Below are 17,205 nucleotides of genomic sequence, written 5' to 3' on the forward strand. Positions count from 1 at the left end.
TTATCTGTATTATAAAAGATGTGATTAGCACTCATTGAATAAGAGTGCTAAAAAATAAAATTATGGAGGGATACACATTGTTAAAACCATTAGGAGATCGTGTTGTTATTAAAGTAAAAGAAGCGGAAGAAAAAACTGCCAGTGGACTAGTTTTAACATCAGCTTCAAAAGAAAAATCTCAAACTGGTGAGGTCGTTGCTGTTGGCGATGGTCGTACATTAGAAAATGGGACAAAATTATCCGTATCTGTAAGTGTTGGACAAACTGTCCTATTCGAAAAATACGCCGGACAAGAAGTAACTGACTCTGGTGAAGATTACTTAGTATTACACGACAAAGACATAATCGCAATTGTAGAATAAAAAAATAATATGAGGTGAATAATCAATGGCAAAAGATATTAAATTTTCTGAAGATGCTCGTAGCTCAATGGTACGTGGTGTTGATACATTAGCTAATATTGTGAAAGTAACATTAGGACCTAAAGGACGTAACGTTGTTTTAGATAAATCATTTGGTTCTCCATTAATTACAAATGATGGTGTGACGATCGCTAAAGAAGTTGAACTTGAAGATCGTTTTGAAAACATGGGTGCTCAATTGGTAGCTGAAGTAGCTTCTAAAACAAATGACATCGCAGGTGACGGAACAACGACTGCAACTGTTTTAACTCAAGCAATCGTTCGTGAAGGACTTAAAAATGTCACTGCGGGTGCAAACCCAATCGGCATTCGTCGTGGGATTGAATTAGCTACTAAAAAAGCTGTTGAAGAATTACATGCTATTTCTAAAAAAATTGACTCAAAAGAATCAATTGCACAAGTAGCTGCTGTTTCTTCTGGTAGTGAAAAAATTGGTGAATTAATCTCTGAAGCAATGGAAAAAGTTGGTAACGACGGCGTTATCACAATCGAAGAATCTAAAGGAATTGAAACTGAATTAGATGTTGTTGAAGGAATGCAATTTGACCGTGGTTACTTATCTCAATACATGGTAACTGACAACGATAAAATGGAAGCTGTTTTAGAAAATCCATATATCTTAATTACAGACAAAAAAATCTCTAATATCCAAGATATTTTACCTTTATTAGAACAAATCTTACAACAAGGTAAACCATTATTAATCATTGCTGATGATGTTGATGGCGAAGCTTTACCAACATTAGTATTAAACAAAATCCGCGGTACATTCAATGTGGCTGCTGTTAAAGCTCCTGGATTTGGTGACCGCCGTAAAGAAATGTTACAAGATATTGCTGCTTTAACTGGCGCAACTGTTATCACTGAAGATTTAGGCTTAGACTTAAAAGATACAACAATTGATGCGTTAGGTTCTGCAAGTAAAGTCGTTATCGACAAAGATAACACAACAATTGTTGAAGGAAATGGTGACAAACAAGCAATTGAAAACCGTGTATCATTAATCCGTTCTCAAATTGCTGAAACAACATCAGACTTTGACCGTGAAAAATTACAAGAACGCTTAGCTAAATTAGCTGGTGGTGTGGCTGTCATTAAAGTTGGTGCGGCTACTGAAACTGAATTAAAAGAATTAAAATTACGTATTGAAGATGCGTTAAACGCAACTCGCGCCGCTGTTGAAGAAGGGATTGTTGCTGGTGGTGGTACTGCATTTGTTAACGTATTACCAAAAGTAGCTGAACTTGATGTAACAGGTGACGAGAAAACTGGTGTGAACATTGTTGTCCGTGCTTTAGAAGAACCTGTTCGTCAAATCGCTGAAAATGCTGGTATGGAAGGCTCAGTTGTTGTTGATAAATTAAAACAAGCTGATGCAGGCGTTGGATACAATGCAAAAGATGATACTTGGGTTAACATGATTGATGCTGGTATCGTGGATCCAACTAAAGTATCACGTTCAGCTTTACAAAACGCTGCAAGTGTTTCTGCACTAATCTTAACAACTGAAGGCGTGATTGCTGACAAACCAGAACCAGAATCTGCCGGCATGCCTGGCGGTATGGATCCATCAATGATGGGCGGTATGATGTAAACTCTTTAAAAGATTTACATTGATATAAAAGGAACCACATGAGGATTGAGTTCTCATGTGGTTTTTTGATGTGGACAGTGATGTATTTTCCTAAACCAATTTATTGTTAAGAGGGATTTAAGATATTTTATTTTTTCAAAATCTTTGTTATTATTACCTTCTGCCCTATAACTATCTTTACTAGAAGCTAAATAGATTTTAAGCAATGCTTCAGTCAATGACGTATGAAATTCAACACCATCCCAGTTGTTCCATTCTAAATCACTTAAAGATACGTTTGAAAAAATAGGTAACATGTCAATGACACCGTACTCTACAGAAAAATCATCTTTGTTAAATTCATGTTCATGTAAATCTATTAAAGTATACCCTAAGTCTTTCATAACTAACTATATATTTTCCCAATCGTCAATTTTTTCATCTTCAGGAGCTTCCCAACCATGTGAATCACCTTTCACATGAATATCAATACTCCTAGCAGACCAATCTTTTTTGTCATATATTCCAAACCCAATGAAGCTATTAGTAAAGGGATTATACTCAATTTATTTAAATATATAGTTATTTCTAAAAACTCTTGAAATCTATCACTCATTTTCTAGTTCTTTTTTACTACATTCATCTAGTACCAACTGCAACTGATTTGAAACAGCCTCTAGCGTTTTCTTTTGCTGGGCTAAGATTTCTAATTCCTTTTCTACTCTCTCTAATTCATCATTAATGATTTGAAAATTGTCCTCCCACTGTCTTTTACTGCCACAATCTTTTTTATTTTTCTTAATTTGCTTTAATACTCGAATCGATAATCCCATGTCGCGTAATTCTCGAATATTTTTAAAATCAGATATATCTAAATCCGTAAAAAAATAGTTTCCATTTACTTTTATTGGTGTGAGTAATCCTTCTTCAATATAATATCTTACTGTTTCTCTAGTTGTCTCAAATGTTTGGATAAACTCTCCAATGTACATAATGTAAAATCCTCCTTAAAAACTATTGTCATGTGGTATACCACCTATGATTTAATAAACCATATAAAAAGGAGGTGTATTTTTATGTTCTATATTTTATCAGTTATATCTATGCTATATGGTATTTTAATGGCATTAGCTACTATTAAAATAATTCCGTTTTCAGAACACCCTATCATTTTTATTATCAATCTAGTAGGGGTCTTATGCCTTCTACTTTATGTTAAATACTATCGCCTATTATATGTGGGTGTTGTCATTCTTTTTATCGCAGCACTTCTCAATGGCATTTTTATTCTCAATAGGTTAACAACAACTCATATAACTATTCGTCTAATATTTTCTCTTACTTTAATCAGCATTAACTATTTAACTAATCATCTTTATTAACTTATAACGTATCATATGTTCGCATATTTAAAATACTCCTTAAGCCCTATTTATAAAAACTAGTTAATTTGCTATTCTTTATAAAAGGGGTGTTAAAAATGAAAAAGAATTGGTTTGCTTTAATAAGTTTAATTTTTTTTAATTTAGTTGTAGTAATGGGATTTGCGATAGCACTATATGCTATTATAGCTAGTTTTTGGATAATTATAGGAGCATTTATTATATCTCCTATCCTTTTAGTGATAGCCAATGTGACACAACTTCAAGATTTCTCTATGTTCCAATCTATTTCAAGTATTTTTCTTTGTGCAATAGGGTTAGGGCTTTTTCCTTTCATGAGAAAATTTACTCGATTAATTATCACCTACTCTGTAAACTACATTAAATATAATAAAAAAATGATATATAGTGTGCCACTATGACAAAATTAGTTATTTTACATGGCTTAGGTCAAAACGAGGATGACTGGGAAAAAGTTGTGGAACATATTGATGTAAATAGTCAGATTATCCCCCTATTTACAGCAATAAACAAAAATTCGGATGTGACTATTGAAACCATCTATCCCAAAATATCAAAAAAGCTTGACGAAATAACAGAACCTTACTATCTATGTGGGTTATCATTAGGAGGTTTACTGGCACTGATGTATACTTGTAAGTCAACTAATCGTTACTTAAAAGGTATTATTATTGCTAGTGCTATACATAAGCCAATTCCTAAGACAATCAATTTATTCCAATCATTACTTTTTACGATTCTTCCAAAAAAAAATTTCGAAACAATTGGATTGTCTAAAAAACAAATGATTCAACTCACTTCATCTATTAATATTGACTTAACGGAGTCTTTAAAAAGAATTAACCTTCCTTCACTGATACTGTGTGGAGAAAAAGACACTGTTAATTTGAAATATGCTAAACAAATTCACGCACTCATTCCATCTTCTGACTTAAGTATTGTCCCAAATGGAAAACATGAACTAAATAAAAACTCTTACTTAGAGTTATCAAAAGCCATAAACTATTTTATAATTAAAAAAGAAAGCATCTATTAAGATACTTTCCTTTTTAGTTTATCCAACTGGCGCTAACAATACTTTCCGACTTCCTCGGTAAACATTGACAAGTCCTTCACCTGAAACGGCAGATCCCATCAAACTTTTTCCTGAACGCTCAACAGTAAAATCTAAAGAACCACTCCAAGCAATCGCCATATTACCATCTACTTTTAATACATCATCTTGTAATTCGATTTCAATCAATTCTTCATGAGGTGTTGGCGATTCTAAACAAAGAATTCCATTTCCTTTAATGTTTAAATTAAATAGTCCTTCATTCCCTGCAACAGCAGATGAAATATTTGAACGCATGATTGCCTTATGTTTTAATCCTGAGTCACAAGCTAAGAATAAGCCATCATCAAGTACAATTGAATTATCCCACTGTGATACATCAAGTAATATAATATATTTATACGTTGGTTCAAGCACTAGTAATCCTTTACCTGTATATTCAGGTTTAATCGCAGATTCTTCCGTTACAGCACCTCTCACAGTTTTACTGAAAAGTCGCCTACACCTTTTACACTTGTCGTTGCACTGACATCTCCAACTGTCCACTGCATAGCACCAGCTTGTAATGTGATATCTGTTTGTTCCACGTCACAAATCACTTGGCGTTTTCTGACATTCATCTTACTTGAAAAATAGGCTATTTGTGCTTCTTGTGGTGTTAGACTCAATTCTTTCACATATTCTATTATTTTAAAAGTCTCTAACTCATTTTTGACTATAACATCATGATTACCCCAAAAATTTGATACTTTAAACATAACAACACCCCTTTTTTTATTGGTGCTTTAATTGTCATATAAGGCTATAAAACAGAGTACACTATTTTTAGCAAAAGTATAATTTGAGAGGGCTGTTAACTTTATGACAAAATTGATTCTTGCTGTTATCATTCTAATTCCTTTAATTCTTATTGCTTTGATAGTTTCAGGAGCATTAAAACTACTTGGTGCCACCTATTCACATCCTGGTAACTTAATCTTATTTTTTGTTATTTATTTAGCCATTGATTTTTTGATAGATTCCATTTTTCATCTGGTGCCTAAAAAAGACTCTATCTTGTTGATGTTTTGTCAAAATGTCATCTCTTTAATGATCACTGATTATTTTGTCGCTTCTGTTTCTCTGCCAGTTCAGACGATTATGTTATTTTCTATTTTTTTAATTCTTTGTGAAAAATCCTTAGATTATATGGAGAAGAATAGTTAGCTTTCTTTATCTAAATAGTTTTTTATTCTTGAACGAATTTCTCCATGTTTTTCTTCTTGATAGGCTGTGTCTGGGTTACGCCAATTTGATTTATCATACAACCATACAGGCATTTTACGTCTTTCCTCTTCTTCCCAATCGTATCTAGGAAAAATATGAGCATGCAGATAGTTATCTGTATTACCTAAAATATCGTAGTTTACTCTAGTAGCGCCACACACACTTAACAAGGCATCTCCTACTATCGACATATCTAATAAAAAAGATTCTCTTTCTTCTAATGACAAATTATTTAATGAATTTACTTCTCTTTTTGGTAATAACACACAATATCCAGGTAAAAACTGAACATCACCAAACACTAAAAAGCCTCCTGTCATCTCTTTTATCAACATTGGATTTGTACCATTTTGCGCAGACTTAATTCGATTTTCTCTCCATTTCATTGTTTCTCCTCCTCATAAAATGCTGACTCTAACAATCTGATTTCTTGTTTCTCGCTATCAGCTTGTACACGAACCCCATATGGCAAAACACATCTGGGCGTAGCATGGCCAAAATTAACATTGCAAACTACTGGCAACTCTTTATTATCAATCACTTTAACTAAAGATTGTTTGTATTCTTCATAAAATACTTCGTCTTGTGGTTTACCAAAAATAACACCATTCACCACATCAAATATACCTTTGTCTTTCAGTACTCCCAACATTTTTTCAACTGTTTCTGGTGACTCTTTCACTTCTGATGTTTCAATAAATAAAATCTTTCCTTGCCAAGTCGTTAAATCTGGAAAAATACCGTATCGTTCAATCACGTCTGGTTCATCGCTATTTGTAAATGGTGTTAACATATCATACAAACTATCAATACAACCACCTAACAATTCTCCTTCAAATACCGACTTACCTTGTAGCAATTCATAGCCTTTTGTCTCAACATGGCTTATGCGTTGTTGCCCTAATGCTTTTTTAGAAAAGTCTAGTCGTTCATCATACCAAATTTCACTTGGCTTTATCACTTCATACAGTGGGCTCTCTTCAAAGTAATAACTAAAATAATTTTCAGTATATGACAACATGCTATCACTAATTTCACCTAAATCAGGAATAAAAGCCATCCCATAATAAGTTGTTAAACCAAGATGATAAAACATCAAATGATTAGTCGTGGAATCAGAAAATCCAGTGAATAATTTCGGTTTAGTTTTGACTAAATCCTTAAACTTATCATTCTCCATCAGATAAGGAAGCGTTCGATAGGTATCATCTCCTCCAATCGCACAAATAATCCCTTTGATAGAGTCATCTTCAAAAGCTTGAATCAAATCCTTTGCCCTTTTTTCTGGGTGTTTGTCAACAAAGTCTATCCCTTTTAAAGCATGGGGCATAAACACAACTTCTAACCCACAATCTTCCAATCTCTTTTTCCCTAAAATGAGATTATGTTCAACAAATTCTTCTCCCAGTAATCCTTTTGATAAGCTGACAACTGCAATCTTATCTCCACGTTTTAATCGTCTTGGTTTAATCATATTACTCCTCCTATCACTAGTAACTAATTTTACAAATTATACCATAAAAAAAGACGGTTCTATGATAATACATAAAATAGTCATCAATCATGTTGCAACCACAAAAACGGCTTGTTTAACCTATATAACAACAAATATCTTATTAAATTTAGTTTAAAAATAATGAAAATAGTTATTTTTTTAATTAGAAAAACAGTAAATCTGTTATGATAATAAGAGATTTACATGATTTATTAGAAGGGAGAGTATTGTATGGCCAAAGATAAAAAAATCGTTGCTCCCTTTTTAAAGCCTATTGCTATTTTTAGTATTGCTTTAGGGATAAGTGCAACAACTGCTGTTGTGGACGGTAGTAATTATAAAACCAAAAAAACTGAAACGTCTACAACTGAAACGATAACTCATTCAACTCAAGACAATACAAATACTACAACCAATTACTCGGATACAACTTATAGCTCCGTCCAACAAACTGAACATTCTGTATCTGAACCGCAAGAGAAAACAAAAGACAGTAAACAAAACAAATCAAATCACTCGTCATCAGAAGAAAATACCCATTCCTCTGAAAATCAACCATCAAGTAACACCCAAAATATGGAAGAAAAGACTGAAAATACGGTAACTCCTGATGCACAAAATGCTACGGTGACCCCTAAAACAAATGAGAATAAAACTGTTATGGGGGGGAATAACTAATGGATGCTTTACTAACTTTAATCTTGAGTAATATAACCAAATTCTTAAACTACTTAAATATCAACCCAAGGTTACAAAATAAGATTTTGACTGTTGTTAGTGTTTTTCCAACACTATATATCTTGCGTATTGTAAAAGGATACTTTCAAAACGGAAATTATCTCAGAATGATACTTTACCTACTGATTTTTATTGTTCTAGCTTACTTTATCGTTTTAAACTTTATTTATTATTTTAAAAATCAGAAAGTAAAATGGGATGTCACTAATTTAATTGAAAATATCGTACCGGAAGATGCGACATTTGATGAAACTGTGCAAACAAATTCAACCACTCCAAAAATTCAAGGAAAACTATTAACACTAACTTTAAATAATGATAGCGATCAAGTAATTGATACAGTTGTCCATGAATTATTGGAAAAAAACTATATCACAGCAAAAAAACTCAATGACTATGCTTACGAACTAAATAGCTATACTCTTATTCCTTTCTATAAAATTTCAAAAGGAAAATTGCTGATTGGAAGTAGCTACAAAGATTTAAATGAAGTGGCTAGTATCAAAATAAATGATGATGCTGATTCTTTAGTTCCTCTTGGTGTCTTTGTTAATGGTGGATCTTATGAAAAAGACGGAATTATTTATAAAGAACCTTATACATTAGAACTACGTGTCAAAGATACGGATGAAGCAAAAAACACTACAGAATCAGAAAACGAATCTGTTAAAAAAACACGCATACTCGGTAAACGAAAAAAAAGTCAGAAGAATTAAACTAAGTAGTTCAGTTTTGGAGTACAAAAAGTGAAAATGTAAACCTAAATGAGTATCAAATTGCAACTGAATTTGATACTCGTTTTTTATTGTTAAATCAACGTTTGTTGTTAATTTACACCACAAAATGTAAGTTAAAATGTATATAAAAATGCGAACGTGAAATAATTATTGTAGGAATGCAAATTGGTGTGTTAAAATGGTTACAATTTACTAAGCAAAAAGGGGTGCATTTTCCTATGCAATTTCTTGAGCCAAAAAATAAGAACGCTAAGTCTGTGGATTGGGAAATATCAGAGCAAGTAAGGGTGATAGTTAAGCAATACGCTGAATATGCAGAGCGTACTGAAAGCGAAGCAGTGGATGAATTCTTATTGAACATTTTAGACGATAAGAAGTTTATTGAATGGATTGCCAACAAGCGAAGTAATAAGCGGATTGTTGAAAAAATGGGTATCAAAGATAGAGTGGGTTGATAGACAATGACCAAGCTTAAAAGATTAGCCACGAAGGAAGATGAAATTGTAGATGTTAAAATTCCGATTTCAAACGAAGAATTAAAAGATAGGGCTAAACAATATGATTTATTAACTCCAAAACGATTTGCAACAAGGTATAACAAAATGTTGTTCTTGCCAACGTCTTTTAAATGGAACGGTTCTGAATATCCCATTCAATATAATTACTGCATCAATCCGTTTTGTTGTAATTTTGGGAAAGAACAGCACAAATTCAAAGATGTAAAAGGGAAACCAAGTCGATATAAAATGACTGGTAGTTCCAAAGATAAAGGTCATAAAGGTATGTACTGCAATGACAATCCTATTGGCAGAGGTGTATCGCAAAACTGTACAGTAACCCCTTTATCTAATTGGTCTGTTGTTGAAGAAATTAAACGCCTTATAGAAATCAATAGCATCCAAGATGTTGAGCCAGATTATCAATTTCATAAAGAAGGCTGCTCGGAAGAAGAATCAACCCCATTCAATGAGCCGAAGCAATTTTACAAAAGGGGGAAAAGTAGGGGCAAATCTCAACGCTATCAATGTAAGGCGTGTAAGAAGTTCACTAATGTTCTACCAAAAAGAGAAGAAACCACTACTTATCACCAACAAAAGAACACCATTCTTCCAATGTTCGCTAAGATGGTTGTTGGAAGGGTTTCAGTCAGTCGTACTTGTGATATTTTAGGAATTGGAGTTGGAACCTACTATCATAAGCTGGAGTGGCTGTATAGGCGTTGTTTGGAGTTTTTAGAACGATATGAGACACAACCCCTTCAAACAAAGAAATTTAACGAGATGTGGCTTAATACGGACAAGATGCACTACTACCTAAATAACGTCCGTAAGAAAGGACAAGGTTCAAAGAAATATACGGGGTTTGAAGACCTTAATATGCAAACGTATATAGTTGTATCTGCTGAGGTCTTATCAAGATATGTGTTCCGTTCTGATGTTGCCTATGATTGGAATATTTCAATGGATGAATTAAATGAAGATACAAGAAAATTCAAAGAAGACCATCTCAATACTTTTAGTCGTAAAAATGATAGGTTAGATTGGTCTTATTATCCACAAGAACCATCCGCTAACGATAGCGAAAATAGGAATGCTTATCTTCACGAATTAGGGAAAATTACTAATAGGAGTAGATTTGTCGATGGTTTAAATGTTGATGCTCCTTATACTACAACTGCTCACTATTGGTTAATTAAACAAATGGTTAATGCCGACGAATGGCGAATGATTAGTGATGATGACTTCTCTATTAGAAACGCCTTTTATAGAGTATTCACGAAAGAATTAAGGTTGAGCGATGCACATCATTTTATTTGCCAAGTTAACAAGACGAAAAGCAGAAAACAATGCTTAAAAGAATTCGGACAAGCAAAAGCAGAACTGCTCGATTGGGGAGATATCAGAGGATTCAAAACAAAGTTTCTACGGACTTTGGCATCTCATTATCTAACTGAATTACTAACAAGTCATCAATTCCACGAAGAGGCTATTAGTAAAGATGGAGAAAGATATCGCAAATATGCCGATAACCCTATCAAACATCCATTAGCCACTAAGGATAAAGGATTTTATTCAGTTGATTGTAGAACGGATTTATCTGCTCTGGAACCAAACGAAATCGCAAAGATGCTATTAAATGTTAATGACCATTCGACCAATAGCTTTATTCAACAGATAAGACGTTATATATCATCTCTTGAAAGACCATTAACAACAGCTCGTGGTGATAAGAAGAGCTATATTTACGCTAACTTCAATCCGAAGTATGCTCAATTTGCGATTACAATTCTAAGAACTTACTACAACTTTTGTCGCCCTTTTAAATCAGCGGATAAAAAGGTTTTGACACCTGCTCAAAGATTAGGGATTACAGATAAACAATTTGATTGGAAAGATATAATTTATTTCAAATGACAAAAAGAGCTTGGAGTAATCCCAAGCTCTTGTGCTTTATCTTTACTGTTCTTCTTCAATTAACGCACCCGTTAACTCAATAAGTTTTTTCTTTCATATACATGAAAATAGTAGTTATACGGATTTTTATCATTCTTTATCCCTTTTTGGGCAAATACCTCATTCCATTCCTCATAATTCACTTCTGGAAAAAAAGTATCTCCTTCGAATTCATGATGTATTTTTGTGATGTACATTTTCTCAACATAAGGGAAAAACAAATTATAAATCTGTTCTCCTCCGAAAATAAAAATTTCTTCTTCGTTTTTACATAACTCAAAAACATCTTCTATTGAATGAACAATTTCACAACCATTAAAGGTAAACCCCTTATCTCTCGTCAGAATAATATTTCTTCTGTCAGGTAAGGCTCTTCCGATTGATTCAAGGTTCTTCCTACCTAATATTATCGGATGTCCCTTTGTAGTATTTTTAACATATTCCCAGTCCTTGGGAATCCTCCAAGGAATGTCATTCTCTTTGCCAATCACTCTATTCTTATCCATCGCAGCAATCAAAGAAACTTTCATTTATAACACAGCCTTTTTAACTAATTTACCATCTAATTTCTTATTTCTATCAAAAAACCTTTTCTCATTATCCTGCCCGTTAGTTGAATAAGCAATTTTTTCTATAAGTTATATTATCATAATACCACAAAATCACAAATTTTCATTCAATTATCATTTTCAATTGCATTTTATAAATCATTTTGTATGTAATTTGGTATGTAAGTTAAAATGAAAAAAGTAGTCCATTTTGAAGTACATTTTGTCATTTTGTACTCCAAAACTGAACTACTTAGAATTAAACTTCTGACTTTTTTATTTACTACTAATCCATATTTACATTATGGAAAATTTGTTGAACATCTTCTAATTCGTCTAAAGCATCAATCATTTTTTCAAATTGAGCTAGGTCGTCTTCAGATAATTCGACTTCATTTTGAGCAATCATTTGAATTTCAGCTACGGAAAATTCTGTAATTCCTTTTTCTTTTAATGCTTCTTGAATCGCGTGGAAATCACTTGATTCACCGTAAACGATGATTTGGTCTTCTTCTTCGAACACATCTTTGACTTCGATATCTTTTTCTAATAGATATTCAAAAATTTCATCCACGTCTTCGCCTTTAAAACCAAAAATCGCTGTGTTGTCAAACATGTATGCTACAGCACCTGATACACCCATGTTCCCACCATTTTTACCAAAAGCTGCTCGAACGTCTGCTGCTGTACGATTAACATTGTTTGTTAACGTATCAACAATCACCATCGAACCATTTGGCCCAAATCCTTCATAGCGTAATTCTGAATAATTTTCATCGCCGGATCCTTTTGCTTTTTCGATAGCACGATCAATAATATGTTTTGGTACATTGTATGTTTTTGCGCGATCAATAACGAAACGAAGTTTTTGATTAGAGTGCGGATCTGGATCACCTGATTTTGCTGCTGCATAAATTTCAATTCCAAATTTGGCATAAACTTTACTGTTATTTGCATCTTTAGCTGTTTTCTTAGCTACGATATTAGCCCATTTACGTCCCATTAGTCTCACTTCTCTTTCTTAATGTATTGTTTCAGTTGTAACACAAAAACGTCCTGTTTTATTATACTTGCTTATTAGCATTTCGCAAAGTTTTTTTTTCATGATTAATACAATTCATTGATTCTAGTCCGTTTTTCATTTTTTTATCCTTAACACCTTTTAATTAATCTTGATATAAGCTATTCTAAAGTAGTAATAACTGTTCCTTACAGATAGAAAGAGGTTTATATTTTATGAAACATTTTAATACTGTTGATTTTCCATCCATTCATATTCGATTATTAGATGGAGAAAACGAAGCTGATTTAGCCATCTTCAAAGAGTTTTTATTAAGAACAACAGATTACTTCACAGATTATGTTGCTGCTGAACCTACAAAAGAGCAAGTTAAAGAGTTCTTCACATCACTTCCACCAAAAACATCACCATCACAAAAATACATGTATGGGATTTTTGATCGTGATAGATTGATGGGATTTATTGACTGGGTCGAAGACTTTCCACAAAAAGAAACTGGGATGCTTGGTTATTTTGTATTAGAAAGTGAATATCGTGGCACAGAACTAGCGAAAGAATTATATACAGCCTTAGAGAAAACTGTCTCAGATACTGGTACGAAAACCATAAGATTAACTTTTATCGACGATGATCAACGTGCGAGTCGTTTCTGGGAAAAACAGGGTTATAAAGCTATTTCTACACATGAGGGTGACTATGGCAAACAATTAGTCGTTGAAAAAATACTCGGATAATATAAAAGCGTAAAAATAAGGTTAACTTATTTTTACGCTTTTTTACTTATGATATTTTATATTCACTAACAATTGTTTTGATTTCTTCAAATATTTCTTCCACTTCATCCATATCCTTAGCATTTGCTCCACTAGCCAATGGGTGACCACCACCATGATGTCGTTTTGCAATACCATTAATCACAGGACCTTTACTTCTCAAGCGAACTCTAAAAAATCCTTCAGGCTGCTCAACAAAAATTGCCCACGATAAAATCCCACGAATCTTTCCTGGTAAAGGAATAATAGCTGGTGTTTCCGAATCAACTACATCAAACTCTTTCAATACATCCTGTGTTAACAACACCATCGCTGCACCATTTTCATCCGAAACCATATTTTCGTAGATGTATCCTGACAAACGCGAAATTTTTTCATCTACTTCGTCCATATATCGACTTAATCTTGCCGCATCAAAGTCGTATGTTAGTAGTCGACTAGCTACCCACAATGTGTGAGACGTTGTTCCAGGGTATAAAAATCGTCCAGTATCTCCAATAATACCGGCATAAAGTAATCTAGCAGCATTATCTGTCATAACAAGATTTTCTTTATTTTCTTCATAAAAATCATAAATCAATTCACTTGTACTACTTGCTTGTGTATTTACCCATGATAAATCACCATAAGGTTCATCATCCGGATGATGATCTATTTTAATTAATTTTTTTCCTAAGTAATACTGCTCTCCACTTATTCGTGGAGCATTCGCAGTATCTGTCACAATAACTAAAGCATCTTGATACATCTCATCACTCACATCATCCATCGTGACAAGGTAGTCTAAATCATTCACAGGGCCACCAACTAAATAAATGGATTTCTTAGGAAAACTTTCTTTTAATATTTCTCCTAAACCACCTTGTGAGCCTAGTGCATCTGGGTCTGGGCTTTGGTGGCGATGGATCATGATGGTATCATGATGTTTTATTTCTTTTAAAATTTCTTGACTAATAGTCATACTTTTCCTCCTAAACTGGATCCATTAACTGACATACTGCAATCGCTTTTGCAGAAACGATATTATCTTTATATACACTTACTTCAACTTTTCCTGAACGTCTACCAACTTCTATCACTTGAGTTCTGATTTCTATTTCGCTGTCCATTTGGATTAATTTGAAATAATATAAGCTACTTTGCTCAATAACCGAATGAAAATTGTATCGTGATAACATCGTTGAACGAACAACACTTGAAATAATTTGATTTAATACACCAAAAGAGAGCGTTCCTAAATTATTAATCATCTGTGGCGTGACAACAAATGTAAAAATAGCATCTCCTTTTTCAGGCATTTCTTTTTCCACAATCTGGTTAGTAATATGATCCGTCAATTTATGTGCAGCCTGTGGTTGCTTTTGTGCTAATTGAACAGTTCTCATCACATCTTGTCGTGATATAATTCCGACAAGCGTTAGATCATCTTCCACCACAGGAATAATCTCCAAACCATCCCAAATCATTTGATGTCCGATACTTGCTACACTCATATGTGATTTAGCATGTCGTGGATCTTTCGTCATAACTTTTTCAATAGATTGTGTCAGTGATTTATCAGACACGTCTTTTGCTGTTACCATCCCCACTAAGCGATTAGATTTATTTACTACAGGAAAACGTGTGTATCCAGTTTTCTCAACCAATTTAACATAATCCTCAACCGTATCTTTCGTTGTCATATAGCATGTTTCACTTTCAGGCGTTTGAATATCTTCTACCAACACGATATCCTTTTTAATCATCTGATCACTAATAGCACGGTTAATTAGCATTCCAACAGTAAAGGTATCATGAGATGTACGTAAAATAGGCATTTTAACTTCATCTGCTAAGTCTATAATATCTTGACTGACTTCAAATCCACCAGTTAACAGAACAGCTGCACCATTATTTAATGCTAACCGCTGAACACCTTCTCTATCACCAACAATCATTAAAGCTCCTGGCGTAATATAGCGTAACATGCTTTTTTCTGTCATCGCCCCAATAATAAATTTATCTAATGGTTTTTTTAATCCTTTTTTCCCCGCTAATACATCACCATCGATAATTTTAACAATTTCTTTGAAAGTTAGATTTTTTATGTTCTCTTTTGTTTTCGTTTCAATTCTTATCGTTCCAACTCGCTGTATAGTGGATACCAATCCCACATTTTCTGCCTCTTTAATGGCACGATAAGCCGTTCCTTCACTAACGCTTAACATTTTGGCAATGCCTCGAACAGAAATTTTATCTCCTACAGGCAAGGACTCAATATGTGCTAATATTTGATCATGTTTTGTCATGCTCATACGTGTCACCTTATTGCTTTCTTCTTGTTATAGTTAATTTAAAAAATCTGTATTAATACAAATCCTTTTGTAATGTTTATATTCTATCATAAAACACGTTAAAAATACATTTGAATCCTATAACAGAAAACAAATAACTGATTCAAAAAAACCACACGAAAACAATATGTTGTTTTCGTGTGGGGTAGTGTTATTATTCATCATAAGTTACTTGATGGAAGAAATAACTATCAAGTCCTTCTTCTTGTTCTTGCTCAGTTGTTTTAATTCTAGCAATTTTAGAAATAAGAATTAAAATAAGTCGTGTTACTAAGAATGAATAGATTGCAACTAAACATACTCCTAGTACTTGTACCACTAAACCATGTGCTCCATTTGAACTAATTAAAGAATCTGTTGTACCAAAGATTCCTATCAGAATAGTACCAGTAAACCCACCCATACCATGGACTCCCCAAACATCTAATGCATCATCCCAACCTTTTTTCTTACGAAAATCAACTGCTATATTACAAACTATCCCAGCAATAGCCCCAATCACAAATGCACTTGTTGGTGTCACATAACCAGCACAAGGAGTAATGGTTGCTAACCCTGCTACTGACCCAGTTAATATATCAACAAAGTCATAATATCCTTTTTTTACTTTAGCAAAAATAATCCACACTGTTAAAGCTGTAGCCAAAGAAATAAAAGTAGAAACAAATGCGTTAACAGCTTGCGTATCCGCTCTTAATGCTCCACCAGAATTAAATCCAAACCAACCGAACCATAGTAATCCCGTTCCAATCGCTGCTACCATCAAATTATTGTGTTGATTTTTTTGTTTATTGGTTAGCTTTCTTTGCCCTAAAAATAGGATGGTGGCTAGTGACCCAAATCCTGCTGTTGTATGGATAACCGTTCCTCCAGCAAAATCTCTAAAATTATAATGAGATAAAAATCCTCCACCCCAAACCCAATGACAAATAGGAAAATATATCAATAAATTCCATGCGATTACTAATAATATATACCCTTTCATTGTCATTCTATCTGCAAAAGCTCCTGTCATAAGTGGAACTGTGATGATACAAAACATTAACTGAAATGCAAAAAACATAATAAATGGTATGGTTGCCCCATGTAATAAATTTGATAAAGAACCGACATTTTTCATTAAAAAGAAATCAGCTGGATTTCCAATAATACCACCAATATCAGTACCAAAAGCTAAACCAAAACCACCTAAAATCCACATAATTGTTGTAATACCAACTGACACAAAAGATTGTGACATAATAATTAATACATTATTCTTACGAGATAATCCTCCATAAAAGAAAGCTAACCCTGGGGTCATTAAGCATACTAGAGCTGTACATAGTATGATAAATGCCGTATCTCCTGTATTTATTGAGTGCGTCATAAAAGTAATTCCTCTCTTTC

20 protein-coding genes and 1 pseudogene are annotated in these 17,205 nt (G+C 33.4%); 10 read left to right on the plus strand and 11 right to left on the minus strand.

The features are described 5' to 3' along the window. The first annotated feature begins 62 nt into the window (after positions 1–62). Both groES and groL read left to right on the plus strand, forming a co-directional pair. On the plus strand, positions 63–362 hold the full coding sequence (gene groES / locus BHY08_RS08450) for a co-chaperone GroES (RefSeq protein ID WP_276325599.1): 300 nt from the start codon (positions 63–65) through the stop codon (positions 360–362). A gap of 25 nt (positions 363–387) precedes the next feature. Continuing rightward, on the plus strand, positions 388–2,016 hold the full coding sequence (gene groL, locus BHY08_RS08455; protein WP_071457451.1) for a chaperonin GroEL: 1,629 nt from the start codon (positions 388–390) through the stop codon (positions 2,014–2,016). A 53-nt stretch (positions 2,017–2,069) separates the two neighbouring features. Here groL and BHY08_RS08460 read toward each other — a convergent pair. Continuing rightward, positions 2,070–2,611: pseudogene (locus BHY08_RS08460) on the minus strand (phosphoribosylanthranilate isomerase). Beyond that, the gene (locus BHY08_RS08465; protein ID WP_071457452.1) at positions 2,604–2,987 is read right to left on the minus strand and encodes a MerR family transcriptional regulator; all 384 of its coding nucleotides are present in this window, start codon (positions 2,985–2,987) and stop codon (positions 2,604–2,606) included. The pseudogene BHY08_RS08460 and the gene BHY08_RS08465 overlap by 8 nt, the downstream one beginning before the upstream one ends. A gap of 488 nt (positions 2,988–3,475) precedes the next feature. Here BHY08_RS08465 and BHY08_RS08475 point away from each other — a divergent pair, with 488 nt between their 5' ends. Both BHY08_RS08475 and BHY08_RS08480 read left to right on the plus strand, forming a co-directional pair. Further along, positions 3,476–3,799: a DUF1700 domain-containing protein gene (locus tag BHY08_RS08475; RefSeq protein ID WP_071457454.1), complete on the plus strand. Its 324-nt coding sequence runs from the start codon at positions 3,476–3,478 to the stop codon at positions 3,797–3,799. Next, on the plus strand, positions 3,796–4,434 hold the full coding sequence (locus BHY08_RS08480; protein ID WP_071457455.1) for an alpha/beta fold hydrolase: 639 nt from the start codon (positions 3,796–3,798) through the stop codon (positions 4,432–4,434). The genes BHY08_RS08475 and BHY08_RS08480 overlap by 4 nt, the downstream gene beginning before the upstream one ends. An 18-nt stretch (positions 4,435–4,452) precedes the next feature. Here the strand turns inward: BHY08_RS08480 and BHY08_RS11260 are convergent, their stop codons facing one another. Further along, entirely contained in the window at positions 4,453–4,932 is a 480-nt protein-coding gene (locus BHY08_RS11260) for an AIM24 family protein (RefSeq protein ID WP_245729976.1), read from the minus strand. Beyond that, positions 4,929–5,210, minus strand: coding sequence for a hypothetical protein (locus BHY08_RS11265; protein WP_245729977.1), 282 nt, complete (start codon positions 5,208–5,210; stop codon positions 4,929–4,931). Before BHY08_RS11265 ends, BHY08_RS11260 begins: the two co-directional genes overlap by 4 nt. 103 nt (positions 5,211–5,313) lie before the next feature. On the opposite strand from BHY08_RS11265, the gene BHY08_RS08490 reads away from it, so the two are divergent. Then, positions 5,314–5,658 (plus strand): YrvL family regulatory protein, encoded by a 345-nt coding sequence (locus tag BHY08_RS08490; RefSeq protein ID WP_071457456.1) that lies wholly within the window; start codon positions 5,314–5,316, stop codon positions 5,656–5,658. On the opposite strand, the gene BHY08_RS08495 is transcribed toward BHY08_RS08490, so the two are convergent. Together BHY08_RS08495 and BHY08_RS08500 are read right to left on the minus strand one after the other, a co-directional pair. After that, entirely contained in the window at positions 5,655–6,104 is a 450-nt protein-coding gene (locus BHY08_RS08495) for an HIT family protein (protein ID WP_071457457.1), read from the minus strand. The genes BHY08_RS08490 and BHY08_RS08495 overlap by 4 nt on opposite strands. Beyond that, positions 6,101–7,192, minus strand: a complete 1,092-nt coding sequence (locus tag BHY08_RS08500; protein WP_071457458.1) for a S66 family peptidase — start codon at positions 7,190–7,192, stop codon at positions 6,101–6,103. Before BHY08_RS08500 ends, BHY08_RS08495 begins: the two co-directional genes overlap by 4 nt. A 252-nt stretch (positions 7,193–7,444) precedes the next feature. On the opposite strand from BHY08_RS08500, the gene BHY08_RS08505 reads away from it, so the two are divergent. The 4 genes from BHY08_RS08505 (at position 7,445) to BHY08_RS08520 (ending at position 11,102) form a co-directional block, all read left to right on the plus strand. Then, positions 7,445–7,891, plus strand: coding sequence for a hypothetical protein (locus BHY08_RS08505; protein WP_071457459.1), 447 nt, complete (start codon positions 7,445–7,447; stop codon positions 7,889–7,891). Continuing rightward, positions 7,891–8,667, plus strand: a complete 777-nt coding sequence (locus BHY08_RS11270) for a DUF6681 family protein (RefSeq protein WP_071457460.1) — start codon at positions 7,891–7,893, stop codon at positions 8,665–8,667. Before BHY08_RS08505 ends, BHY08_RS11270 begins: the two co-directional genes overlap by 1 nt. A gap of 191 nt (positions 8,668–8,858) precedes the next feature. Next, complete coding sequence (locus tag BHY08_RS08515) at positions 8,859–9,143, plus strand: hypothetical protein (RefSeq protein ID WP_000922261.1); 285 nt, start codon at positions 8,859–8,861, stop codon at positions 9,141–9,143. A gap of 6 nt (positions 9,144–9,149) precedes the next feature. Then, positions 9,150–11,102, plus strand: a complete 1,953-nt coding sequence (locus BHY08_RS08520) for a hypothetical protein (protein WP_000163792.1) — start codon at positions 9,150–9,152, stop codon at positions 11,100–11,102. A 71-nt stretch (positions 11,103–11,173) separates the two neighbouring features. Here the strand turns inward: BHY08_RS08520 and dfrG are convergent, their stop codons facing one another. Both dfrG and BHY08_RS08530 read right to left on the minus strand, forming a co-directional pair. Beyond that, complete coding sequence (dfrG, locus tag BHY08_RS08525) at positions 11,174–11,671, minus strand: trimethoprim-resistant dihydrofolate reductase DfrG (protein WP_000868795.1); 498 nt, start codon at positions 11,669–11,671, stop codon at positions 11,174–11,176. 304 nt (positions 11,672–11,975) lie between these two features. Then, the gene (locus BHY08_RS08530; protein ID WP_071457461.1) at positions 11,976–12,692 is read right to left on the minus strand and encodes a YebC/PmpR family DNA-binding transcriptional regulator; all 717 of its coding nucleotides are present in this window, start codon (positions 12,690–12,692) and stop codon (positions 11,976–11,978) included. Positions 12,693–12,925: 233 nt separating this feature from the next. Here BHY08_RS08530 and BHY08_RS08535 point away from each other — a divergent pair, with 233 nt between their 5' ends. Next, positions 12,926–13,444, plus strand: coding sequence for a GNAT family N-acetyltransferase (locus BHY08_RS08535; RefSeq protein ID WP_071457462.1), 519 nt, complete (start codon positions 12,926–12,928; stop codon positions 13,442–13,444). 46 nt (positions 13,445–13,490) lie between these two features. Here BHY08_RS08535 and BHY08_RS08540 read toward each other — a convergent pair whose 3' ends face one another. The 3 genes from BHY08_RS08540 to BHY08_RS08550 form a co-directional block, all read right to left on the minus strand. After that, positions 13,491–14,444 (minus strand): DHH family phosphoesterase, encoded by a 954-nt coding sequence (locus BHY08_RS08540; protein WP_071457463.1) that lies wholly within the window; start codon positions 14,442–14,444, stop codon positions 13,491–13,493. A gap of 10 nt (positions 14,445–14,454) precedes the next feature. Further along, positions 14,455–15,771 carry a DRTGG domain-containing protein gene (locus BHY08_RS08545; RefSeq protein ID WP_071457874.1) on the minus strand — a complete coding sequence of 439 codons (1,317 nt, stop codon included), beginning with the start codon at positions 15,769–15,771 and terminating at the stop codon, positions 14,455–14,457. Between the two features lie 199 nt (positions 15,772–15,970). Further along, the gene (locus BHY08_RS08550; RefSeq protein ID WP_071457464.1) at positions 15,971–17,185 is read right to left on the minus strand and encodes an ammonium transporter; all 1,215 of its coding nucleotides are present in this window, start codon (positions 17,183–17,185) and stop codon (positions 15,971–15,973) included. Between the last annotated feature and the right edge of the window lie 20 nt (positions 17,186–17,205).

Source organism: Vagococcus teuberi (assembly GCF_001870205.1).
In the GTDB taxonomy this organism is placed as follows: Bacteria; Bacillota; Bacilli; order Lactobacillales; family Vagococcaceae; genus Vagococcus; species Vagococcus teuberi.